We start from the raw sequence: 20,488 nt of genomic DNA, 5'->3' as shown, positions 1-20,488 counted from the left end.
GGCCGGGAAAGCCCGCCGCGATCACATTCGCGAGGGCTCTGGCCGGCGCCGCACCGCCGTCAATGGTGGCTCAGCGCAGTGATTTGGCCAGCGTCCGCAGGCGTCCGTGCGAGCCCATGAATTCGGCTTCCGCGGCATTGGGCGCACGCGGCGTCACCCGTGCGCCGAGCGCTTCAACGACCTCGTCGATCGCCAGGAAGCGCCGGTTGGGGACGTCGTAGACGCCCGCCGTCGTCATGATCAGCGCCGCCGTCTCGCCGTTTTCGAGCACGAAGCGGTGGCGGCCGATCACCTGGGTGCCCTCCCAAGTCTCGATCGAGGACAGAACGTCGAAACGCCGCCACAGCTTGATCTCTCGCACATAGACCGACTGCACGCCGCCCATCATCGGCGCCCATTTGTTGCGGCGCGCCAGACCCAGAAGCCCTGCGCGCAGGAACAAATCGATACGGCCGAGATCGGCCAGCATCATGTAGCGGGCATTGTTCAAATGGATATTGGAATCGATGTCGGACGGCAGGCAGCGGAAGGAGAGCCCGCTTTCCTCGCCGAGCCGGTACGCGCCGCGCGATTTGGAGGTCACCGCGACCCGCAGCAATCGTCCCCACTCATACATGGAATGCTCCTTTCCTCCTCCCCATCGGCGGGAAGAAGGGCCCCGAAGGGGCGCAAGAAGGACCGGCGGCGCGTCGGTCCTTCCTTTTGCTTTGCCTGCCCTTTCCGCGCCTGCGCGCGGAAAGGGCCGCCGTCGTCAGGCCGCTTTTTGCCGGCGATCCGCGTAAGGGTCGAAGCGCTGGTAGAAGCTCTCGTCCTTGGCGGCCATGTCGACCAGCACTTTCGGCGGCTTGAACTGCGGGCCGTATTTCTTCTGAAGCTGCTTGGCGAGCTTGACGAACGCGGCCGAGCCCATGCCGTCGATATAAGACAGCGCCCCGCCGGTATAGGGCGCGAAGCCGAAGGCCAGGATCGAGCCGACATCGGCCTCGCGCGGATCGGTGACGATGTTCTCGCCCATCACCCGCGCGGCTTCGAGCGCAATGGTGACGAGGAAGCGCTGCTTGAGCACCTCGACGTCGATCTCCTCGGGCGCCTTTTGCGGATAAAGATCCTTCAGGCCCGGCCACAGATGCTTTTTCGCCGGCTTGGCCGGATAGTCGTAAAAGCCCTTGCCGTTCTTGCGGCCGTGGCGGCCATGGGTGTCGACCATGGTGTTGATCAGCGCGAACTGCTCCTGGTCGACAGCCTTTTCGCCGAGATCGCGGATCGTCTGTTTCATGATCTTCTGGGCCAGATCGATCGCGGTCTCGTCGGTCAGCGCCAGCGGGCCGACCGGCATGCCGGCCATCTTGGCGGCGTTTTCGATCATCGGCGCCGGCACGCCCTCGATCAGCATCTGATAGGCTTCCGACATGTAGCGCAGCACGCAGCGATTGACGTAGAAGCCGCGCGTGTCGTTGACCACGATCGGCGTCTTTCTGATCGCGCGCACATAGTCGATCGCCACCGCCAGCGCCTTGTCGCCGGTCTTCTTGCCCAGAATGATCTCGACCAGCATCATGCGGTCGACCGGCGAGAAGAAATGGATGCCGATGAAGTTCTTCGGCCGCTTGGAGTTCTTGGCCAGGCCGGTGATCGGGATCGTCGAAGTGTTGGAGGCGAAGGTCGCCGAGGCGGCAAGCACGGCTTCCGATTTCTCGGTGACGCCCTTTTTGATGTCGGAATCCTCGAACACGGCCTCGATCACCAGCTCGCAGCCGTCAAGCTGGCCGTAATCGTCGGCCGGGGTGATCAGCGACAGGAGCTTTTCCTTGTCCTCGGCCGTGGCGCGGCCCTTCTTGATCAACCCGTCCATCAGGCCGGCGGAATGGTCCCTGCCCTTTTCGGCCGCCGGCATGTCGCGGTCGAGAAGCACGACCGGGATGCCAGCCTTGGCGGTGACATAGGCAATGCCGGCGCCCATGAAGCCGGCGCCGATCACGCCGATCTTGGTAAACTTGGTCGGGGCCACGCCCTCGGGGCGGCGCGCGCCCTTGTTGAGTTCCTGCAGCGACACGAACAGCGAGCGGATCATCATCGCCGCCTCGGTGGTCTGCAGGATTTCGGTGAAATAGCGCTGCTCGATGGTCAGCCCGGTCTCGAAGGGCACCAAAAGCCCCTCGTAGACGCATTTCAGGATCGCCGCGGCGGCCGGATAATTGTTGTAGGTCTCGCGACGTAGGATGGCGATCGCCGGCGGCCACAGATTGGCGCCCGCGGCCGAATAGACCGGCCCGCCCGGCAGCTTGAAGCCCTTCTCGTCCCAAGGCTGGACCGGCTTGAGCCCGTTCCTGATCATCGCCTTGGCGGCGTCGACCAGCTTGGCAGGCTCGGCGATCTCGTGGATCAGGTTCATGCCCTTGGCCTTTTTCGGCGACAGGGCAGCGCCCGTGGTCAGCATCTGCAAAGCCTGCTGCCCGTCGGTCAGGCGCGGCACGCGCTGGGTGCCGCCGGCGCCGGGGAAGAGCCCGACCTTGACCTCGGGCAGGCCCATCTTGACCTTGTCGCCATCGGCGGCGACCCGACCGTGGCAGGCGAGCGACAATTCGAACGCCCCGCCCATGCAGGTGCCGTTGATCGCCGAGACCCAGGGCTTGCCGCAGGTCTCGATCTTGCGGAACAGCCAGCTCATGCGGCCCGCGCCCTCAAACAGCATCTTGATCGCCGCCTCGTGGTCGCGAACCTCCGCCTCTTTGAAGACCTTGAGCATCTTTTGCAGCATGGTCAGGTCTGCGCCGCCTGAGAAGGCTTCCTTGCCGGACGTGATCACCACGCCCTTGACCGCCTCGTCGGCGACGATCTGGTCGGTGATGCGGTCGAGTTCGTCCATCACCTCCTCGGTGAAGACGTTCATCGAGCGGTCCGGCATATCCCAGGTGACGAGCGCGATGCCGTCGCTGTCGGTCTCCACGGTGAAGTTCTTGTAGGTCATCTGATTGCTCCTCAAGCCGCCGCGCTGTGGCGAAGCGCCGCCAGCACCGTTTCGGTCGTTTCGATCGTGGCGAATTCGCCATCGAGATTGGAAAGGGTCATGGCGTGGATTGCCTCGGCACTTTCGACTTCGCCGGAACGGCCGACCCGGTCGAAAGTGTAGCAGGCGTCGTCCACGAGACGCGCGTCAAAGCCAAGATTACCCGCCATGCGCGTTGTCGTCTCGACACAGTGATTGGTCGTGATGCCGGCGAGGATCACCGTTTCGTGCCTGCCATCGCGCAGTTGCTGCTCGAGATCGGTGCCGATGAAAGCCGAATTGACGTGCTTCACCAGAACCGCCTCGCCAGGCCTTTCGCGGGTTTCGCCGATCGCCTCGAACCCGCTGCGCTCGGGGCGCAACAGGGATCCAGGCTCTGTCGACGCATGACGGATATGGAAAACGGCGAGCCCCTGGTTCCTGAAGGCGTCCAGCAGGCGCGCCATATTGGCCACCGCCTGCGGATTGTTGCGCCGGTGCCCCGCCGCCTCCATCTCGACAAATGCCTTCTGCACGTCGATGAGGATTAGCGCCGCCTCTTTTCCAGGAGCCGCCATGGTTCAGCTCACACCCGCTCGATGATGGTCGCCGTGCCCATGCCGGCGCCGATGCACAGGGTAACGAGCGCCGTGTTGAGATCGCGCCGCTCCAGCTCGTCGAGCACCGTGCCGAAGATCATCGCGCCGGTCGCACCCAGAGGATGGCCCATGGCAATCGCCCCGCCATTGACGTTGATCTTGTCGTGCGGGATTTCGAAGGCCTGCATGTAGCGCAGCACGACCGAGGCAAAGGCCTCGTTGAGTTCGAACAGATCGATGTCGTCGATCGTCATCTTCGCCTTCTTCAGAAGCTTCTCGGTGACGTCGACCGGGCCGGTCAGCATGATCGCCGGTTCCGAGCCGATATTGGTGAAGGCCCTGATCCTGGCGCGCGGCGTCAGACCCATGGTCTTGCCGGCCTTCTTGGAGCCGAGCAAAACGGCGGCCGAACCGTCGACGATGCCCGACGAATTGCCGGCGTGGTGAACGTGGTTGACGCCCTCGATCTCGGGATAACGCTGCACGGCGACCGCGTCGAAGCCGCCCATTTCGCCCGGCATGACGAAGGAGGGATTGAGCGAAGCCAGCGACTGCATGTCGGTGCCCGGCCGCATGTGCTCGTCATGGTCGAGAATGGTCAGTCCGTTCTGGTCCTTGATTGGGATCACGGAATCCTTGAAGCGGCCGTCCTTCCAGGCGGCGTCGGCGCGCTTCTGGCTCTCGACCGCATAGGCGTCGACGTCGTCGCGCGAAAAACCGTATTTGGTGGCGATCAGGTCGGCCGACACGCCCTGCGGCATGAAATAGGACGGCAGGCCCACCGACGGGTCCATGAACCAGGCGCCGCCAGACATGCCCATGCCGACGCGGCTCATCGATTCCACGCCGCCGGCGATCACGATCTCGTCCGAACCGCCGGCGATCTTGGCGGCGCCGAAATTGATCGCGTCGAGACCGGACGCGCAAAACCGCGAGATCTGCATGCCCGGCGCCTCGGTCGCGTAACGGGCCTCGAAGGCGGCCGCGCGCGGGATCACCGAGCCGGCCTCGCCGACGGGATCGACGCAGCCGAAAATGATGTCGTCCACCTTGGACGTGTCGAGCCCATTGCGGTCGCGCACCGCCTCCAGCGTGCGGGCGGCCAGGCGCACCGCCGGCACTTCGTGCAGGGACCCGTCCTTCTTGCCGCGGCCGCGCGGCGTCCTCACGGCGTCGTAGACAAATGCATCAGCCATTGGATGTCTCCTTTTTCTGGCGCGCGCCCGAAGGCGGCCGCGCAGGGGTCGCGTCTTTGGTTCAGCTCATTGCCCGGACGGCATCAGCGCCTCGGGCGCCTGCCAGCCTGGGAGTTCCTTCAATCTCTGCAGCCAGCGGTCGATGGCGGGATAGTCGCTCCAGTCCGCGCCGATCTGCTCGGGCCAGTAGAGATAGCCGCACAGCGACAGATCGGCGATCGTCGGCCGGTCGGCGGCGACCCAGTCGCGACCGCGCAGATGGGTTTCCAGGACGTTCCAGGCATCCTTGGCGCGCGCATAGATGAATTCGGCGGTCGGGTCGCCGGCCTTGCCGCGGAAATGGCGCATGAAGCGCTCGGTCGCGGTGTAGCTGGTCAGCTTGTGGTTGTCGAACAGCACCCAGCGCAGAATCTCGAACTCCTCGGCCTCGGTCTCGTGGCCGAATTTCTGGAAATGACGTGCCAGGTAGATCAGGATCGCGCCCGACTGGGACAGAGTGAAATCGCCCTCGGCGCGATGATGGACGAGAACCGGCGCCTCGCCCATGACGTTGAGCGCTCGGTAATCCGCGCCGCGGGTCTCGCCCTTGAAAAAGCCGATGCCCTTGGCCTGCCAGTCGGCGCCGCACAGTTCAAGCATCAGCGCGGCCTTGTAGGCGTTACCGCTCTCGGCGAAGCAATGCAGGGTGAAGTCGCTCATGCCGATGCCGCCTCCGGTTGGGACTTTCCGCCGCCGATCGGCGTCAACTTGGTGCTGGAAACCGCGCGCGCCGCCAGAATTCCGTCCTTGTCGAACAACTCCGCCTCGACGAACGCCACATTGCGACCGGCCCTGACGATACGCGCCTCGACCTCGGTGCGGCCATAGGCGACGGGACGGAAAAAATGGGTGTGGATGTCGATCGAGGCCTGGGCATTCTTCATGTCCATGCTGATGAAGGCGTTGAAACCCATCGCGTCGTCCATCATGGCGACCAGGAAACCGCCCTGGATTACGCCGCCGAAATTGATCACGTCACGCGGCGGATCGAACGAGACCCTGAGGGTCGCCGCCTCGCGGTCCCAGGACACCACATCCATGCCCAGCCAGCGGGCGGTGGCCGGCGCCTGGTCGGCGGAAAAGCCCGGTACGATCGCCGCGCCCATCTTCAAAGGCTCCTGCCGATCAAAAGCTTCATGATCTCGTTGGTGCCGCCATAGATACGCTGCACGCGCGCGTCGCGATACATGCGCGCGATCGGGTATTCGTTCATGTAGCCGTAGCCGCCATGAAGCTGCAGACATTCGTCCACGACCTTGCCCTGCAGGTCGGAGAGCCAGTATTTGGCCATCGACGCCGTCACCGGATCGAGCCCGCCATCGACATGGCGAGCGACACAATCATTGTAGAAGACGCGGCCGATCGTAACCTCGGTCTTCAACTCGGCCAGCTTGAACTGCGTGTTCTGGAAGTCAATCACCTTGCGGCCGAACGCGCCGCGTTCCTTGACGTAGTCGATGGTCAGCGCCAGCGCGCGCTCGGCCATGGCGATCGCTGTGCCGCCGATCTGCAGGCGCTCCTGCGGCAATTGCTGCATGAGCTGGACAAAGCCCTGGCCTTCCTCGTGGCCGAGCAGGTTCGCCGTCGGCACGCGCATGTCGTTGAAGAACAGTTCCGAGGTGTCGTTCGACTTCAAGCCGATCTTGTCGAGGTTGCGGCCGCGCTCGAAACCCTCGACCTCGTCGGTCTCGACCACGATCAGCGACGTGCCCTTGGCGCCCTTTTCGGGATCCGTCTTGGCGACGACGATGATCAGATTGGCAAGCTGGCCGTTGGTGATGAAGGTTTTCGAGCCGTTGATGCGATAGTGGTTGCCGTCCTTTTCGGCGCGCGTCTTGACGCCCTGCAGGTCGGAGCCGGCGCCCGGCTCTGTCATGGCGATGGCGCCTATCAGTTCGCCGCTCGCCATTTTCGGCAGCCATTTCTGCTTCTGCTCTTCCGAGCCGTAATGGGCGATATAGGGGGCGACGATCGAATTGTGCAGCGCGATGCCGAACCCGTCGACGCCGACATGGCTGATCGCCTCGATAATCGCGCTTTCATGCGCGTAGGTGCCGCCCGCCCCGCCGTGTTCTTCCGGCATGGAGGCGCAAAGAAGACCGTTGGCACCGGCCTTTTCCCAGCTTGCACGATCGAAGACCTCGGCCTTTTCGAAAGCGTCGTAATGCGGCGCGATTTCGGCCTCAAGGAACTTGGTCGCCATGTCGTAGAGCATGGTGACCTCCTCGTCCGCCCAGGCGGGTTTCGGGAGAGCGAGGACGGTTGCCGGATCGGTGGCCATGGACGACTCCTCTTTCGTTATTGCCTATAGCAAATTCGTTCAAACCTGAACAGAGCAGGTCGCCGCCGGTCGTCAGAAAGCCTCCGCGTCGAGCGCCATCATGGAATCGGCGCCGGCCGAAATGCGCGCGAGATGGGCAGCCGATTCAGGCATGACCCGCTCCATGAAATAGCGCGCCGTCACCAGCTTGTTCTCGCAGAACGCCGTCGCGCCTTCCGCGCCCGCGGCCAGCTTGTCCTGCGCGGACTTGGCCATCAGCCCCCACATGTAGCCGAGTGCGACCAGCCCGAAGAGATGCATGTAGTCGTTTGAGGCCGCGCCCGCATTGTCGGGCTTCTGCATGGCGTTCTGCATCAGCCACATGGTTGCCGCCTGCAGGTCGTTCAAGCCCTTTTTCAGCGCCTTGGTCAGCGGTGCCATCTGCTCGTCGGAACGGTTTTCCTCGCAGAAATCGCCGACCTCCTTGAAGAAGGCCTGGACCGCGCGGCCGCCGTTCTGCGGCAGCTTGCGGCCGACCAGGTCGAGGGCCTGAATGCCGTTAGCGCCCTCGTAGATCATGGCGATGCGGGCGTCACGCACGAACTGGCTCATGCCGTGCTCCTCGATATAGCCGTGGCCGCCGAAAACCTGCTGGGCCATGACGGCGTGCTCGAAGCCCTTGTCGGTGAGCACGCCCTTGATGACCGGCGTCATCAGGCCCATGTGGTCGTCGGCCGCCTGGCGCTCCTTGTCGTCGCCCGAACGGTGCGCCACGTCCGACTTCAGCGCCGTCCACAACACCAGCGCGCGGCCGGCCTCGTTGATCGCCCTCATCGTCATCAGATTGCGGCGGATGTCGGGATGGACGATGATCGGATCGGCTTTCTTGTCCTTGGCCTTGGCCCCGGACAGCGCGCGGCCCTGGATGCGCTCGCGGGCATAGGCAGCCGCGTTCTGATAGGCGATCTCGGAAACCGACAGGCCCTGCATGCCGACGCCGAGGCGCGCCTCGTTCATCATCACGAACATCGCCTTGAGGCCGCCATTCTCCTCGCCGATCAGGTGACCGGTGGCCTCGTCGTAATTCATCACGCAGGTCGAGTTGCCGTGAATGCCCATCTTTTCCTCGATGGAGCCGCAGGTTACGGCGTTGCGCTCCCCGGCATTGCCATCGGCATCGAGCCTGAACTTTGGAACGATGAACAGCGAAATGCCCTTGACCCCTTCCGGCGCGCCCTCGATGCGGGCCAACACCAGATGGATGATGTTTTCGGCCATGTCGTGCTCGCCGGCCGAGATGAAGATCTTCTGGCCGGAAATCTTGTAGGAGCCGTCATCGTTGGGAACGGCCTTGGTGCGCAGCAGGCCCAGATCCGTGCCGCAATGCGGCTCGGTCAGGTTCATGGTCCCGGTCCACAGGCCCTCGACCATCTTCGGCACATAGGTCTGCTTCTGCTCGTCGGAACCGTGGACCAGGATCGCGGCGATCGCGCCCTGAGTGAGGCCAGGATACATCATCAGCGCCATGTTGGCTGACGACATATATTCGCCAACCGCCGAATGCACCGTATAAGGTAAGCCCTGGCCGCCATAGTCGGCCGGCGTGGCCAGCCCCATCCAGCCGCCCTCGCGATACTGGTCGTAGGCGTCCTTGAACCCGTCGGGGGTCTTGACCGAGCCGTCCTCGGCGCGCACGCAACCCTGCTCGTCGCCGACACGGTTGAGCGGATGCATGACGTTTTCGGCCAGCTTGGCGCCCTCGGCGAGAATCGCCTCGAGAACGTCCGGCGTGGCGTCCGAAAATCCGGGAAGGTTGGAATAGCGCTCGTAACCGAGCACATCCTTCAAAACGAACAGCGTGTCTTCGACGGGCGCGCGATAGGTCGGCATGATTTCCTCCGGCAAAAGCTGACCGCGCGCCGACAGGCCGGCGCGCGGCACCGATTTCGAAGTCAAGCCCTAGCAAACTTTGACGTTTGCGTAAACGTCAATTTTTTGCACTGCGTCGAAATGTACTTTGCCTGGCTGGCCCGTCAGGACGCCGCGGCCGACACCGTCCGTTCCGAAAGCCTGTCGCGCACCACATTGGCTGCGGTTTCGAGCTGTTCGATCGCCTCGGTGATCGCCGCGCGCTGCTTTTGAAGACGCGCGAGCTGTTTTTGCGACTTTTCCAACGTGACTCTGAGTTGCTTCACATTGTTGCCCGACGGATCGTAGAGATCGAGCATCTGCTTGATCTCGCGCAGCGAGAAGCCGACCTGTCGACCGAGCAGGATCAGTTTCAGCCGCGCGCTTTCGCGTCGCGAGTAAAGCCGCGCGCTGCCGTCCCGGCGCGGGCTCAGCAGCCCCTTATCCTCGTAGAAGCGGAGTGCGCGCAACGACACCCCATGGGTTTTGGCGAGATCGCCGATGCGCGCATAGCTATCGTGGGTTTCGGCGAACGCCTCGGAGGCGTTGGCCATCGCTTCGATGGCCGAGACAGTCTTCATCATTTAAAGGTTCCAAAAGATCTCGACCGGCTGACGGAGCGAAACGCATCGCTCGCCGATCATTCCGGTCAGTTCTGTCGCTGGTTCGGTCGCACCGTCGCGAATCACGACACCGACGACCCGTTTGTGCAGCGCACCTAATGTTTCGGCGGGGAAATTCAATTCAAGTTTGACAACAAACTGTTTCAATCCTCGACCGACAAGGCCGCATCCCCGGCAAATCCGGCCCGGGCTCAGCACTTTGGTAAGGTTGGTTAACGCCTTGTTTACCACGTGTGGGGAATTGTTCGGCTGTCGATTTTCCGTGGCTATTCTGTTTCGCGTTCTTCACGGCGATGCGCACCGGGGTTGAAGGCACAGTGCCCGCCAAGCCGGCCCGCGAGCGGCCAGCCTTTGTGTCCGACCCCTGGTGCCAACCCTGTTATGGCACGGGCACCCGCCCGTGACGCCGAACTCGAACGGACGTCTTGATGAGCAGCAATCGTTCCTATCTCGAGTCACTCAATGTCGGGCGCCAAAGGCGGCCTCGTACGTCGATCGAGGACCTCAACCAAACGCTCGACGACCTCGAGAGCCGGTTCGGCAAGCCACGTGACGGCGTGGCCGACCGTGGCCCGCAGTCCGAAGGCATACGCTCGCGCCGGGACCGGCGCCTGGCCGCCGGGACGTCGCTGGAACGTACCTACACCGGGCAAGAGCCCCATCGCGAGCGCCTGGCGGGAGAAGGGGAACGCTACAGGCCCTACCCGTGGGAACGGTCGCGGACACGGTTCGACGAGGATGGCCGCAACGACGACGCTCGTCGGGTCGCCGCCGGCGACCTCAAGACGCTGCGTCGGGAACTGCATCAGCAGATCGCCAGTGACCTGAACCAGGAATTCGCCGCGCTGCGTCACAAGATCGACGGCGTCGCCGCGCAGCGCGGCCCGCTGGCCGACAGCCAGGCGCTGCACGCGGAACTGGAACGCCTGTCCGAAACGATCCAGTCGGTTGCCGAGCGCAGCGACGACCGCGGCATCGGCCTGCTGCGGCTGGAACTGGAACAGGTTCGCGAATCGCTTTCGGAACTGGCGCGCGAGGACACGGTCCGCTCGCTCGACCAGAGGTGGGAGAAACTGCAGGAACGCGCATCCGGCGGCGCGTCCGATCCCGAAATCCGCGTCCTGTCCGACCGGCTCGAACAGATCACCGCCGCAGTGGGCAACCTTCCCGATTCCCTGTCGCTGCGCTCGCTGGAAGAAAAAGTGCGCTCGCTCGCCGCGGCTCTGGAACATTTCGCCGCCCAAAAAACGCACCCCGATACCAGCCTGATCGACAAGCTCGAGGACCGGCTCGACGAAATCTCGCGCGCGATCGCGGCGTCGGCGACGACCCAGCCCTTCGACTTCGCGCCGCTGGATCGGATCGAGGCGCGGATATCGGCGCTCGCCGAACTGCTTGAGGATGTGGCCAGCGAGGCGCCGGGAGACCAGTTGCTTCAGCGCATGGAAACGCTATCGCGACGTGTGGAGGACATCGCCGGACGCGTCGCGATGCCCGAACGGGCGATCGAACACCTGACCGCCCAGGTCGCCAGCATCGCGGCCAAGCTGGATGCCGGTGCGGGCCATGCCGGTAGCGAGGAGATCGTCGACGGCCTGGAACGGCGGCTGTCGGAAATGGCGACGTTCATCGACGAGCGACAGGGTCATTCGCAAGCCGAAAGCAAATCGCTGTTCAAGGAGCTCGACCGGCGGCTCGAGGAGTTGCACGCGCGCATCGCCGAGCGATCCGCGACGGCGCCGACCACCGATCCCGAACTGCTGCGCGCGCTGGACGAGAAATTCGCCGACCTGACCGACCGCATCGACACGCGGGCGTCGGTGCAGCCGCAACTGGCCGCCGATCTGGAACGCCGGCTCACGGAAATCTCCGAACGCCTCGACCTGTCGAGCCAGCGAACCTCGGATATCGATTCCGACCTCATTCGCAGTCTGGAAAGCCAGGTTTCCGACCTGACCGCGCATCTGGCCCGGCCGGCGAAGGCGGGCGACGATCTCGACATATTGTCGCCGCGCCTGGACGACATCGAGCGCTCCTTGAGCGAACAGCGCGACATGATCGTCGCGGCGGCGCGCGAAGCGGCCGACAACGCTGTTCGCTCGCTCAATGCGGCGGGCATAGCCGACGAGGACGCGACCCTGCTTGCCGGCGATCTGAAGGCGCTCGAAGGGCTGATGCGCAAATCCGACGAACGCAATTCGCGTACCTTCGAGGCGATCCACGACACACTTCTCAAAGTCGTCGACCGGCTCGGCACCCTGGAAACCAGGCAAAGCCAGCCGACCGTCAAAGCCAAAATTCCGGTCGCAAGCGCCCCGTCGATCGCGCCCGAGGACGTCGGGCCGGCCCTGGAACCGAGGCTGCCCGAGCCCGCCCTGTCAGGCGATTTCGATCCCGAAATCCCCGCCGGCAGCCGCTCGCCGGCCGAAGCCGCTGCCGCCGCCGCAAAGGCGGCCGTCAGCGCGGTCGCCGACGAAAAGGCGGCGCCCGAACCGGCCAAGGCGTCGATGCTGGGCGGGCTGGCGCGCGCGCTGGCCGGCAAAAAGGGCAACGACAAGAATAGCCTGCCGCACAGGGACAAGCCCGAGCCGAGCCTTTCCGCGGCGCCGGAGATCGACGGACCTCTCGATCCCGAGGCCGTCGATCGTCCGCTCGAACCCGGTTCGGGCGCCCCCAATCTGAACGCGATCATGAAACGCGTCAGAACCGAACGGGCCCAGGCCGCGTCCAGCAACGACCCCGGCGCGGCCAAAGCCGATTTCATCGCCGCCGCCCGGCGCGCCGCCCAGGCGGCTGCGGCCGAGGCCGATTCCTTCAAGCGCGGCTCGGACAAGGGCAAGAAATCGCGCAAGCTCAGCGCCGGCGAGTTCCTGCGCGCCAAGCGCAAGCCGATCCTGATGGCGGCCGCGGCGATCATGATGGCACTGGCCGGCCTGCAACTCGGCAAGGCATTCATCGGCGGGTCGGAGGAGATCGCCGGCGGCGACACCGACGCGTCCCTCCAACAGCCCCTGGTGGCGCACGCCCCTCTCCTCGACGCCGACGAGGTGGCGGCGGACGAGACGCAGACCGAGCCGGTGCGCGTGATCGGCGAGCCGGCCGACATGACGGAGGAGGCCGACGAGGTTGTAGCCACACAAACCGGGCCGGACCAGGACATGGCCGCGCTCGTGCCGGACACCGGCATTTTGGAGCCCGAACAGGCAATGCCGGTCGAAGCCGACGTCGCCGCCGAGCCCGTCTTGCAGCCGGCCGATGCAGCGGCCACGCGGCTCGCGCCCGTGCCGGACGAAGCGGGACCGCTGCCGCTGCGCGAAGCCGCGCAGGAGGGGGACCCGCGCGCCATGTTCGAGATCGGCAACCGTTACCAGCAGGGCCGCGACACCGAGGCCGACATGGCCAAGGCGGCGCAGTGGTACGAGCGTTCGGCCGAGTTGGGGCTGGCACCGGCCCAATACCGGATCGGCAATCTTTACGAAAAAGGCGTCGGCGTGGAGCGCGACCTCGCCAAGGCCAAGACCTGGTACCAGTTGGCGGCCGATCAGGGCAACGCCAGCGCCATGCACAACCTAGCTGTGCTGTTCGCCATGGGCGGCGACGGACCGCGCGACAACGATTCGGCGGCGCGCTGGTTCATCAAAGCGGCCGAACTCGGCGTCAAGGACAGCCAGTTCAATCTCGGCATCCTGGCCGCCAAGGGCCTCGGCGTGCCGCAGAGCCTGGAAGAATCCTACAAATGGTTCGCGCTCGTCGCGGAGGCCGGCGACAAGGATGCGGCGACCAAACGCGACGAAGTCGCCAAAGCATTGCGGCCGGAGCAACTTGCCAAGGCACGCGCGGCCACTGAACTGTGGAAGCCGAAGCCGGTCGTCGAGGACGCCAATGCGGTCGACATTCCCGAATCCTGGCGCGAGAGCGAAACGGTCACCGCCGCGGTCGACGTCAAGCAGGCGATCCGCGCGGTCCAGGACATCCTGAACAAGCGCGGCTTCAATGCCGGCCCGGCCGACGGGATCATGGGCGCCAAGACGCAAACCGCGATCGCCGCCTACCAGGCCGAACAGGGAATGGAGCCGACCGGACAGATCAACGAAGCGCTGGTGCGCTCGCTGCTCGATCGGGACTGAGCCTTCCCGCCCTCAGGCCGTTTTTCGGCGAAATGGACAGGCCCGCGGTCGTGCCGTCCTCCCCGACGGCTCGATTTGCCGGTTCGGGCGTGGTGCGGCGTTTGACATGGCCTCAATGTCGGCGCAAGAACACCTTAAGCTTCCTACGATAATGTAAGAGCCAAATCAGGCTCTTGTCTCAGGCAGATCGGTCGAGTTCTTCGCGTGGGCATCTATCTTCCCATCGCTGAAATGTCAGTCAACGTTTTCGTGCTCCTGGCGATGGGCGCGGCGGTGGGCTTTCTGTCCGGGCTGTTCGGCGTCGGCGGCGGCTTCCTGATCACGCCGCTTCTGATCTTCTACAATATCCCCCCCGCGATCGCGGTTGCCACCGGCGCCAATCAGGTCGTGGCCTCTTCGTTTTCCGGCGCCCTGGCGCATTTCAAGCGCGGGACGCTGGATATGAAGCTCGGAACGGTGCTGCTTGCGGGCGGCATCGTCGGCTCGACGCTCGGCATTTACGTCTTTTCGCTGTTGCGACAGATGGGACAGCTCGACCTCTTCGTGTCGCTGCTCTATGTCGTCCTGCTCGGTACGGTCGGCGGCATGATGTTCGTGGAAAGCGTCCACGCCATCCGCAATGCGCGGCGCGGCATCAACCCGAACCTGAAAAGACCCGGTCAGCACAACTGGATCCACCGTCTGCCGCTCAAAATGCGCTTTCGCGCCTCGAAGCTGTTCGTCAGCATCATTCCAGTGCTGGTGCTCGGCGCGGCGATCGGCTTTCTGGCCTCCATCATGGGCGTGGGCGGCGGCTTCATCATGGTGCCGGCAATGATCTACCTCTTGAAAGTGCCGACCAATGTCGTCATCGGCACGTCGCTGTTTCAGATCGTTGTCGTCTCGGCCTATACGACCATCGTCCACGCCACCACCAACCAGACGGTCGACATCATTTTGGCCATGGCGTTGATGGTCGGCGGCGTCGCCGGCGCGCAATACGGCGCCAAGGCCGGACAGAAGCTGCGCGGCGAGCAGTTGCGCGCCCTGCTTGCTTCTCTGGTGCTCGCCGTCGCGCTCCGGTTGGCCTACGACCTGTTCGTGCGCCCGCCCAACCTCTACTCGCTGTCGGCACTGGGGGCGTCGTGACAATGATGCGGTGCTCGACCCTTTCCGCCGCCACCGTGCTTTTGCTATTGCTGGCGATCGCATCCGCGCGCGCGCAAGGGCCGGTGCCGCGCGCGGCACCGGCACCGCCGACGAATGCTGAAAGTATCCAAATCGGCCTGTCGACGGACAGAATTTCGATCACTTCGGACTTTTCCGGTGCCGATCTGACGATCTTCGGCGCGCTCGACAATGCCGATCCGCTGATCAACAGGCAGGGGCGCTACGATGTCATCGTCGTGCTGGAAGGACCGGCCCGTCCGGTTATGGTCCGACGCAAGCAGCGCATCCTCGGCGTCTGGATGAACACCCAGTCCGAGATATTCGTGAATGTGCCGGTCTCCTATTCCGTCGCCACGACTCGGGTTCCGCAAGACATCACCGATCCGATCAATTACCGCCAACTCGCGCTCGGCGCCGACAACATCTACATCGAACCGCTCGACAGGGACGTCGACACGGCCACCATCAAGGAGTTCGAGGCCGCGCTCAGGCAACTCAAGAAGACGACGGGCCTCTATTCGGAACGCATCGGCGGCGTGCAGTTCCTGACGCAAAGCCTTTTCCGCGCCACGTTGACGCTCGCCCCCAACGTGCCGGTGGGCACCCACAAGGCGCGCGCCTTCCTGTTCCGCAACGGCATCTTCATCAAGGAAAACTCCGCCCAGCTCGTCATCTTGAAAGCCGGTTTCGAGCAAAGCGTGTTCCGTTTCGCCCATGAATACAGCCTGTTTTACGGGATTTTCGCTGCCGTTCTGGCGGTGTTCACCGGCTGGCTTGGGCGTATTGTCTTCCGGCGCGACTGACGTTCCCCCGACAAGAGGCCGGAGCACCCGATGTCCGATCCAGACGACCAGCCCGTGCCACCGCCCCGCAGCTTCCGTTTGCTGTCCGCGCTCGCCCTGGCGCCGTTCGTCGCGCTTGCCCTCTGGCTTGCGGGGATCGCCGACGATCATCCCTGGCGCGGCACGACCATCGATCTTCTGAAAACCTACGCGGCGCTGATGCTGTGCTTTGCCGGCGGCTCACGTTGGGGGATCGCGGTGCAGGCGGCAAGCGCGCATGGGGAAAAGACCGGGCCGTATGACCTGCCGGCCGGCGTCCTGGCGCTGTTTATCGGCTTGGCGCTTTTTTTCGTCCCCACGCCCTATGCCTTCGCGCTGTTTGCCGTCGCCTTCGCCGCGCAAGGCGCCTGGGACGCGTTTGCCGCGCATGAAAGCCGGGCGCCCGCCTGGTTCGCCCGCGCCCGGCTTGTCGCGACGATCCTGATCGTCGGCGCGATGGTGGTCGCCTTGCTCGCGACCGCGTAGAGCCGTCCTCGTCCTAGCCTGGGCGCAGCACGGCGCCTGCGATCGGATAGACCCGATCGGTCCCAAGCATGTGGGCGCGCAGGCGCGCGGGCTCGAACAGATCCCACAGCACGCGCTCGCGCAGGTTCAGCATGCCGGTGAAGGCGCCGAAGGCCGGCATTACCAGCCGCCTCCCGTCGGTGGCGAAACAGCGCCGTCGCACCGAACGCCCGCGCCGCACGATCCGCGCACCGGGGTGGAGATGGCCGGCGACCTCGCCGGCCGCGTCGCCGCGGGTCGGCTCGTGGCGAAAGACCAGCTGCCCGACGGCGACTTCGCGCACCGTCGATCCGGGCAGGCCGGCCGGCGGCTCGGGATCGTGATTGCCCGCGATCCAGAACCAGTCGCGGCCGTCGATCAGCGCCAGCAATTGCGCGCGAAACGGGTCGGGCATGCGCTCGGCGCCCCAGCCGTCATGAAAACTGTCGCCCAGGCTGACGACGATCTCGGGCCGGTACTCTTCGACGACCGTGGCCAGTCGCGACAAGGTGGCGGCGGAATCGTAGGGCGGCAACAACGCGCCGCGGCGGGCCAGGGCCGAGCCCTTTTCGAGATGCAGGTCCGAGACCACCAGCAGGCGGTGGTCGGGCAAGAACAGTGCCCCGCGATGGTCGAGCAACGCCGCCTCGCCGTTGAGGTCGGCGAGCAGCGTCGCGTCCTGTGGCCTGGCTGCCAAGTTCATGTCGGTCCCATCGCGTCCTCGATCAGATCGCCGGCGGCCTCCGACAACAACACGTCGCTGGCCTCCCCCGCCACCGGCTCGCGCCCGATCTCCAGCATGACGGGCACTGCGAGCGGCGAAACGCGATCCAGATGCTTATGCACGATTCGCCCGCGGATCCGCGACAGCATTTCGCCAAGCCGGTGAATGTCGAGCAGCCCGGCGGCGGCATCGGCGCGGGTCGCGCGCAGCAGGATATGGTCGGGCTCGTGGGCGCGCAGGACGTCGTAGATCAGATCCGCCGATACGGTCACCTGGCGGCCGGACTTCTCCTGGCCGGGATAGCGCTTCTCGATCAGCCCGGCAATCACCGCGCAGGCGCGGAAGGTGCGCTTCAAAAGCCAGCTTTCGGCCAGCCAGGCTTCGAGATCGTCGCCCAGCATGTCCTCGTCGAACAGGTTCGCCAGTGGCAGGCGTCCCGATCCGATCATGCCGCCCATGTCGCGCAGCCCCCAGATCGCCAGCGCGTACTCGCTGGCGACGAAGCCGAGCGGCTGGGCACGGGCGCGCTCGAGCCGGCGCGTCAACAACATGCCGAGCGTCTGGTGCGCGAGCCGTCCCTCGAACGGATAGACGATCATGTAATGACGGTCGCCGCGCGGGAAGGTTTCTACCAGGAGGTCGCTGCGTTTCGGCAGCACCGATTTGTCGCGCTGCAGGCGCAACCAGTCGGCGACCTGCGACGGCAGGGCCTGCCAACGCGCCGGATCGGCGACGATGCCGCGCACCTGGTCGGCGAGATAGCTCGACAGCGGAAACTTGCCGCCGGCATAGGAGGGAACCATCGCGTCGTTGCCGGCGGCGTTGGACACATAGGCCTCGTTCTCGCGGATACCTTCGAAACGCAGCACCTTGCCGGAAAACATGAACGTGTCGCCGGGGCTCAGGGTCTCCAGGAAATATTCCTCGACCTTGCCCAGAACCGGTCCGCCGCGCGAGGCCGTGCCGCGACCGGCGCGCACATAACGCACATTGAGCATCGGCGCCTCGATGATCGTTCCGACATTCAGCCGATATTGCTGGGCGACGCGCGGATGGCTGATGCGCCACAATCCGTCCTTGGTCCGGCGGATGCGTGCATAGCGCTCGTAACTCCTGAGTGCGTAGCCGCCGGTGGCGACGAAATCGACCACCTTGTCGAACGTGGCGCGGTCGAGCGCGGCATAGGGAGCGGCGGTGCGGATCTCGTCAAACAGCGCGTCGGCCGAAAACGGCGTCGCGCAGGCCGCGCCCAGAACGTGCTGGGCAAGAACGTCGAGCGTGCCGTCGAGCAAGGGGGGCGTATCCTGAGCGCCGAGATAATTGGCCTCCAGCGCGGCGCGGCATTCCATCACCTCGAAGCGGTTGGCCGGAACGAGTATGGCGCGGCTCGGCTCGTCCATGCGATGGTTGGAGCGACCGATGCGCTGGGCGAGCCGGCTGGCGCCCTTGGGTGCGCCGACATGCACGACCAGGTCGACATCGCCCCAGTCAATGCCGAGATCGAGGGTGGAGGTGGCGACGATCGCGCGCAGGGCGTTGTCTGCCATCGCCTTTTCCACCTTGCGACGCTGGCCGACATCGAGCGAGCCGTGATGCAGCGCAATCGGCAGGCCATCCTCGTTCACGCGCCACAATTCCTGAAACAGGATCTCGGCCTGGCTGCGCGTGTTGACGAACAACAGCGTTGTGTTGTGGCCGCGGATCGCCTGGTAGAGGTCCGGAACGGCGTAGCGCGCCGAGTGGCCGGCCCAGGGCACGCGCTCGTCGGAGGCGAGAATGGTGATCTCCGGCTTGGCCCCGCCCTCGACCGCGATGCGATCGGCCATGCGGCCGGGCGGCTGCTGCGGCACCAGCCAGCGCCCGAGCGCGTCGGGGTCGGCCACCGTCGCCGACAGGCCGATGGTCTGCAGGTCCGGAGCAAGCCGGCGCAGCCGCGCCAGTCCGAGCGACAAGAGATGGCCGCGCTTGGAGACGACCAGCGAATGCAGTTCGTCGAACACGACATAACGCAGTCCGGCAAAAAACCGTTCGGCATCCGCGGATGCGATCAACAGCGCCAATTGCTCGGGCGTCGTCAGCAGGATGTCGGGCGGGACGTGTTTCTGGCGCTGCCGCTTGTGGGTGGGCGTGTCGCCGGTGCGCGTCTCGATGGCGATCGGCAGACCCATCTCGGCGACCGGCTTGCCCAGATTGCGCTCGATGTCGACGGCGAGCGCCTTGAGCGGCGAGATGTAGAGCGTGTGCACGCCGCGAAAAGCAGCGCCGGGCTTGCGGGGCGCACGGGCTGCGAGCCCGGTCAGGCTCGGCAGGAAGCCGGCCAGCGTCTTGCCCGCGCCGGTGGGCGCGATCAAGAGCACCGAGGCCCCGCCCCGGGCGCGGGCCAGAAGCTCGATCTGGTGCGGGCGCGGCGCCCAGCCGCGCTCGGCGAACCAGCGCAGGAAGGGTTCGGGCAGGCGCGCGGCGATGTCGCCGTCGAAAAGGCCGATTTGTTCGCTCACACGCCAGAACTAAACCAGAACGAATTGGCCGCCAAGCCGCTATCGCACCAACGAGCGACCGAGCACGGCGGCGTGGGGATCGTCGAGCTGTTCCATGGCGTCGGCGGAGGCAATACGGCGCGCGACGAGGATCAGGCCGGCGACGGCTTCGCCGCGATCGCGCCGCAACTCCGTCTCCTCGATGGAGAGGAGGTCGAAACCGCTGCGCGTCAACAGGGCTCGGACATGATGCGGGGCATGCGCGAAACGCCGCGATGGCCGCAACACCATCGGCTCCGGGCCATCATGGAGCTCGACCGAAAAGGCAAACAGCCCGTCCGGCTTCAGCATGTCCGCGACCACCGACACGATCCGCTCCAACGCGCCGAGATAGATCAGCACGTCAGCGGCGACGACAAGGTCCGCCCGCCGCGCCCCGGGCGCCATGACGGAAAGATCGACGCGGTCGAGACGATCGTAGAACCGTTTTGCTTCGGCCTTGCGCAGCATGGCCCGGGAAATGTCGTTGCCTTCCAGGAAGCTGGCGCAGCCACGCAACCTCTCGCCCATCAGGCCGGTGCCGCAGCCCAGATCGACGACATGCGCGAAAGCGCTCGCGCCGAGACCGGCGAGGGCGTCGGCGATCAGGTCGGGCACCCGGTAGCCAAGCTTTTCCACCAGTGAAACGTCGAAACGGTCCGCATATTGGTCGAACAGCGTTTCCACGAAGGCGGCCGGCGCAGCCTCGATCCCCTGCGCTGCCCCGATCAGGCCAAGCTTGAGGCTGGCGCCCATGCGGTCGCAAGGCTCGAGCCGCAGCGCCTCGGTCCAGGCCTCGGTCGCGCCGGAAAGCTCGCCCGTCTCCTCGCGCATCTCGCCAAGCCGAAACCAGCCCGGCGCCCAGCCGGGCGCTAGCGCCAGCGCGTCGGCCATCAGATCGATGGCGGCGGCCCGGTCGCCCATATCCCACAGCATCGAGGCATAGTCCGCGCGCCGGTCGGCGACGCGGTCTCCGGAAGAGAAACGGGATACGGCCATTCGGTTTTCCATAACCGCCAAAGCGGGCGAGGCTTAT

Annotated in this window: 17 protein-coding genes; 4 read left to right on the top strand and 13 right to left on the bottom strand. The window is 65.2% G+C overall.

Annotated elements, in window-relative coordinates; translation table 11 throughout:
• Positions 1-70: 70 nt before the first annotated feature.
• The 10 genes from GN330_RS14745 to GN330_RS14700 all read right to left on the bottom strand — a co-directional run bounded on the left by GN330_RS14745 (position 71) and on the right by GN330_RS14700 (position 9,842).
• Entirely contained in the window at positions 71-616 is a 546-nt protein-coding gene (locus tag GN330_RS14745; RefSeq protein WP_156713431.1) for a thioesterase family protein, read from the bottom strand.
• A gap of 135 nt (positions 617-751) precedes the next feature.
• Positions 752-2,968, bottom strand: a complete 2,217-nt coding sequence (locus GN330_RS14740; RefSeq protein ID WP_156713430.1) for an FAD-dependent oxidoreductase — start codon at positions 2,966-2,968, stop codon at positions 752-754.
• 11 nt (positions 2,969-2,979) lie between these two features.
• Entirely contained in the window at positions 2,980-3,564 is a 585-nt protein-coding gene (locus GN330_RS14735) for a cysteine hydrolase family protein (protein ID WP_156713429.1), read from the bottom strand.
• A gap of 8 nt (positions 3,565-3,572) precedes the next feature.
• Complete coding sequence (locus GN330_RS14730) at positions 3,573-4,781, bottom strand: acetyl-CoA C-acetyltransferase (RefSeq protein ID WP_156713428.1); 1,209 nt, start codon at positions 4,779-4,781, stop codon at positions 3,573-3,575.
• A gap of 66 nt (positions 4,782-4,847) precedes the next feature.
• Positions 4,848-5,480 (bottom strand): glutathione S-transferase family protein, encoded by a 633-nt coding sequence (locus tag GN330_RS14725; protein WP_156713427.1) that lies wholly within the window; start codon positions 5,478-5,480, stop codon positions 4,848-4,850.
• Positions 5,477-5,926 carry a PaaI family thioesterase gene (locus GN330_RS14720; RefSeq protein ID WP_156713426.1) on the bottom strand — a complete coding sequence of 150 codons (450 nt, stop codon included), beginning with the start codon at positions 5,924-5,926 and terminating at the stop codon, positions 5,477-5,479. Before GN330_RS14720 ends, GN330_RS14725 begins: the two co-directional genes overlap by 4 nt.
• Before the next feature lie 2 nt (positions 5,927-5,928).
• Positions 5,929-7,101 (bottom strand): acyl-CoA dehydrogenase family protein, encoded by a 1,173-nt coding sequence (locus tag GN330_RS14715; protein ID WP_156713425.1) that lies wholly within the window; start codon positions 7,099-7,101, stop codon positions 5,929-5,931.
• 72 nt (positions 7,102-7,173) lie between these two features.
• Complete coding sequence (locus GN330_RS14710) at positions 7,174-8,970, bottom strand: acyl-CoA dehydrogenase C-terminal domain-containing protein (protein WP_156713424.1); 1,797 nt, start codon at positions 8,968-8,970, stop codon at positions 7,174-7,176.
• A 143-nt stretch (positions 8,971-9,113) separates the two neighbouring features.
• Positions 9,114-9,569, bottom strand: coding sequence for a MerR family transcriptional regulator (locus GN330_RS14705; RefSeq protein ID WP_156713778.1), 456 nt, complete (start codon positions 9,567-9,569; stop codon positions 9,114-9,116).
• A gap of 3 nt (positions 9,570-9,572) precedes the next feature.
• On the bottom strand, positions 9,573-9,842 hold the full coding sequence (locus GN330_RS14700) for a hypothetical protein (protein ID WP_156713423.1): 270 nt from the start codon (positions 9,840-9,842) through the stop codon (positions 9,573-9,575).
• Positions 9,843-10,039: 197 nt separating this feature from the next.
• Here GN330_RS14700 and GN330_RS14695 point away from each other — a divergent pair, with 197 nt between their 5' ends.
• The 4 genes from GN330_RS14695 to GN330_RS14680 all read left to right on the top strand — a co-directional run bounded on the left by GN330_RS14695 (position 10,040) and on the right by GN330_RS14680 (position 16,194).
• Positions 10,040-13,738, top strand: coding sequence for an SEL1-like repeat protein (locus GN330_RS14695; protein WP_156713422.1), 3,699 nt, complete (start codon positions 10,040-10,042; stop codon positions 13,736-13,738).
• A gap of 204 nt (positions 13,739-13,942) precedes the next feature.
• Positions 13,943-14,866: a sulfite exporter TauE/SafE family protein gene (locus GN330_RS14690; protein ID WP_343040697.1), complete on the top strand. Its 924-nt coding sequence runs from the start codon at positions 13,943-13,945 to the stop codon at positions 14,864-14,866.
• A gap of 2 nt (positions 14,867-14,868) precedes the next feature.
• The gene (locus GN330_RS14685) at positions 14,869-15,690 is read left to right on the top strand and encodes a TIGR02186 family protein (protein ID WP_156713421.1); all 822 of its coding nucleotides are present in this window, start codon (positions 14,869-14,871) and stop codon (positions 15,688-15,690) included.
• Between the two features lie 30 nt (positions 15,691-15,720).
• On the top strand, positions 15,721-16,194 hold the full coding sequence (locus tag GN330_RS14680) for a DUF3429 domain-containing protein (protein ID WP_156713420.1): 474 nt from the start codon (positions 15,721-15,723) through the stop codon (positions 16,192-16,194).
• Between the two features lie 13 nt (positions 16,195-16,207).
• Here the strand turns inward: GN330_RS14680 and pdeM are convergent, their stop codons facing one another.
• Genes pdeM through GN330_RS14665 form a run of 3 tightly spaced genes read right to left on the bottom strand, consistent with a single transcriptional unit; the run spans position 16,208 to position 20,451 of the window.
• Entirely contained in the window at positions 16,208-16,915 is a 708-nt protein-coding gene (pdeM, locus tag GN330_RS14675) for a ligase-associated DNA damage response endonuclease PdeM (protein ID WP_156713419.1), read from the bottom strand.
• Positions 16,912-19,434, bottom strand: coding sequence for a ligase-associated DNA damage response DEXH box helicase (locus GN330_RS14670; RefSeq protein WP_343040695.1), 2,523 nt, complete (start codon positions 19,432-19,434; stop codon positions 16,912-16,914). The genes pdeM and GN330_RS14670 overlap by 4 nt, the downstream gene beginning before the upstream one ends.
• 39 nt (positions 19,435-19,473) lie before the next feature.
• Complete coding sequence (locus GN330_RS14665) at positions 19,474-20,451, bottom strand: class I SAM-dependent DNA methyltransferase (protein WP_156713418.1); 978 nt, start codon at positions 20,449-20,451, stop codon at positions 19,474-19,476.
• Positions 20,452-20,488 lie beyond the last annotated feature (37 nt).

Source organism: Nitratireductor arenosus (assembly GCF_009742725.1).
Classification (GTDB): domain Bacteria; phylum Pseudomonadota; class Alphaproteobacteria; order Rhizobiales; family Rhizobiaceae; genus Mangrovimarina; species Mangrovimarina arenosa.
This window is presented reverse-complemented; position numbering and strand designations above follow the sequence as displayed.

What these genes read in the sequence shown, in the direction of transcription:
- GN330_RS14720 (WP_156713426.1), bottom strand. Translation starts at nt 5,926, where the DNA reads ATGGGCGCGGCGATCGTACCGGGCTTTTCCGCCGACCAGGCGCCGGCC.
- GN330_RS14725 (WP_156713427.1), bottom strand. Translation starts at nt 5,480, where the DNA reads ATGAGCGACTTCACCCTGCATTGCTTCGCCGAGAGCGGTAACGCCTAC.
- GN330_RS14735 (WP_156713429.1), bottom strand. Translation starts at nt 3,564, where the DNA reads ATGGCGGCTCCTGGAAAAGAGGCGGCGCTAATCCTCATCGACGTGCAG.
- GN330_RS14745 (WP_156713431.1), bottom strand. Translation starts at nt 616, where the DNA reads ATGTATGAGTGGGGACGATTGCTGCGGGTCGCGGTGACCTCCAAATCG.
- GN330_RS14695 (WP_156713422.1), top strand. Translation starts at nt 10,040, where the DNA reads ATGAGCAGCAATCGTTCCTATCTCGAGTCACTCAATGTCGGGCGCCAA.
- GN330_RS14730 (WP_156713428.1), bottom strand. Translation starts at nt 4,781, where the DNA reads ATGGCTGATGCATTTGTCTACGACGCCGTGAGGACGCCGCGCGGCCGC.
- GN330_RS14710 (WP_156713424.1), bottom strand. Translation starts at nt 8,970, where the DNA reads ATGCCGACCTATCGCGCGCCCGTCGAAGACACGCTGTTCGTTTTGAAG.
- GN330_RS14665 (WP_156713418.1), bottom strand. Translation starts at nt 20,451, where the DNA reads ATGGCCGTATCCCGTTTCTCTTCCGGAGACCGCGTCGCCGACCGGCGC.
- GN330_RS14680 (WP_156713420.1), top strand. Translation starts at nt 15,721, where the DNA reads ATGTCCGATCCAGACGACCAGCCCGTGCCACCGCCCCGCAGCTTCCGT.
- GN330_RS14740 (WP_156713430.1), bottom strand. Translation starts at nt 2,968, where the DNA reads ATGACCTACAAGAACTTCACCGTGGAGACCGACAGCGACGGCATCGCG.
- GN330_RS14715 (WP_156713425.1), bottom strand. Translation starts at nt 7,101, where the DNA reads ATGGCCACCGATCCGGCAACCGTCCTCGCTCTCCCGAAACCCGCCTGG.
- GN330_RS14705 (WP_156713778.1), bottom strand. Translation starts at nt 9,569, where the DNA reads ATGAAGACTGTCTCGGCCATCGAAGCGATGGCCAACGCCTCCGAGGCG.
- GN330_RS14685 (WP_156713421.1), top strand. Translation starts at nt 14,869, where the DNA reads ATGATGCGGTGCTCGACCCTTTCCGCCGCCACCGTGCTTTTGCTATTG.
- pdeM (WP_156713419.1), bottom strand. Translation starts at nt 16,915, where the DNA reads ATGAACTTGGCAGCCAGGCCACAGGACGCGACGCTGCTCGCCGACCTC.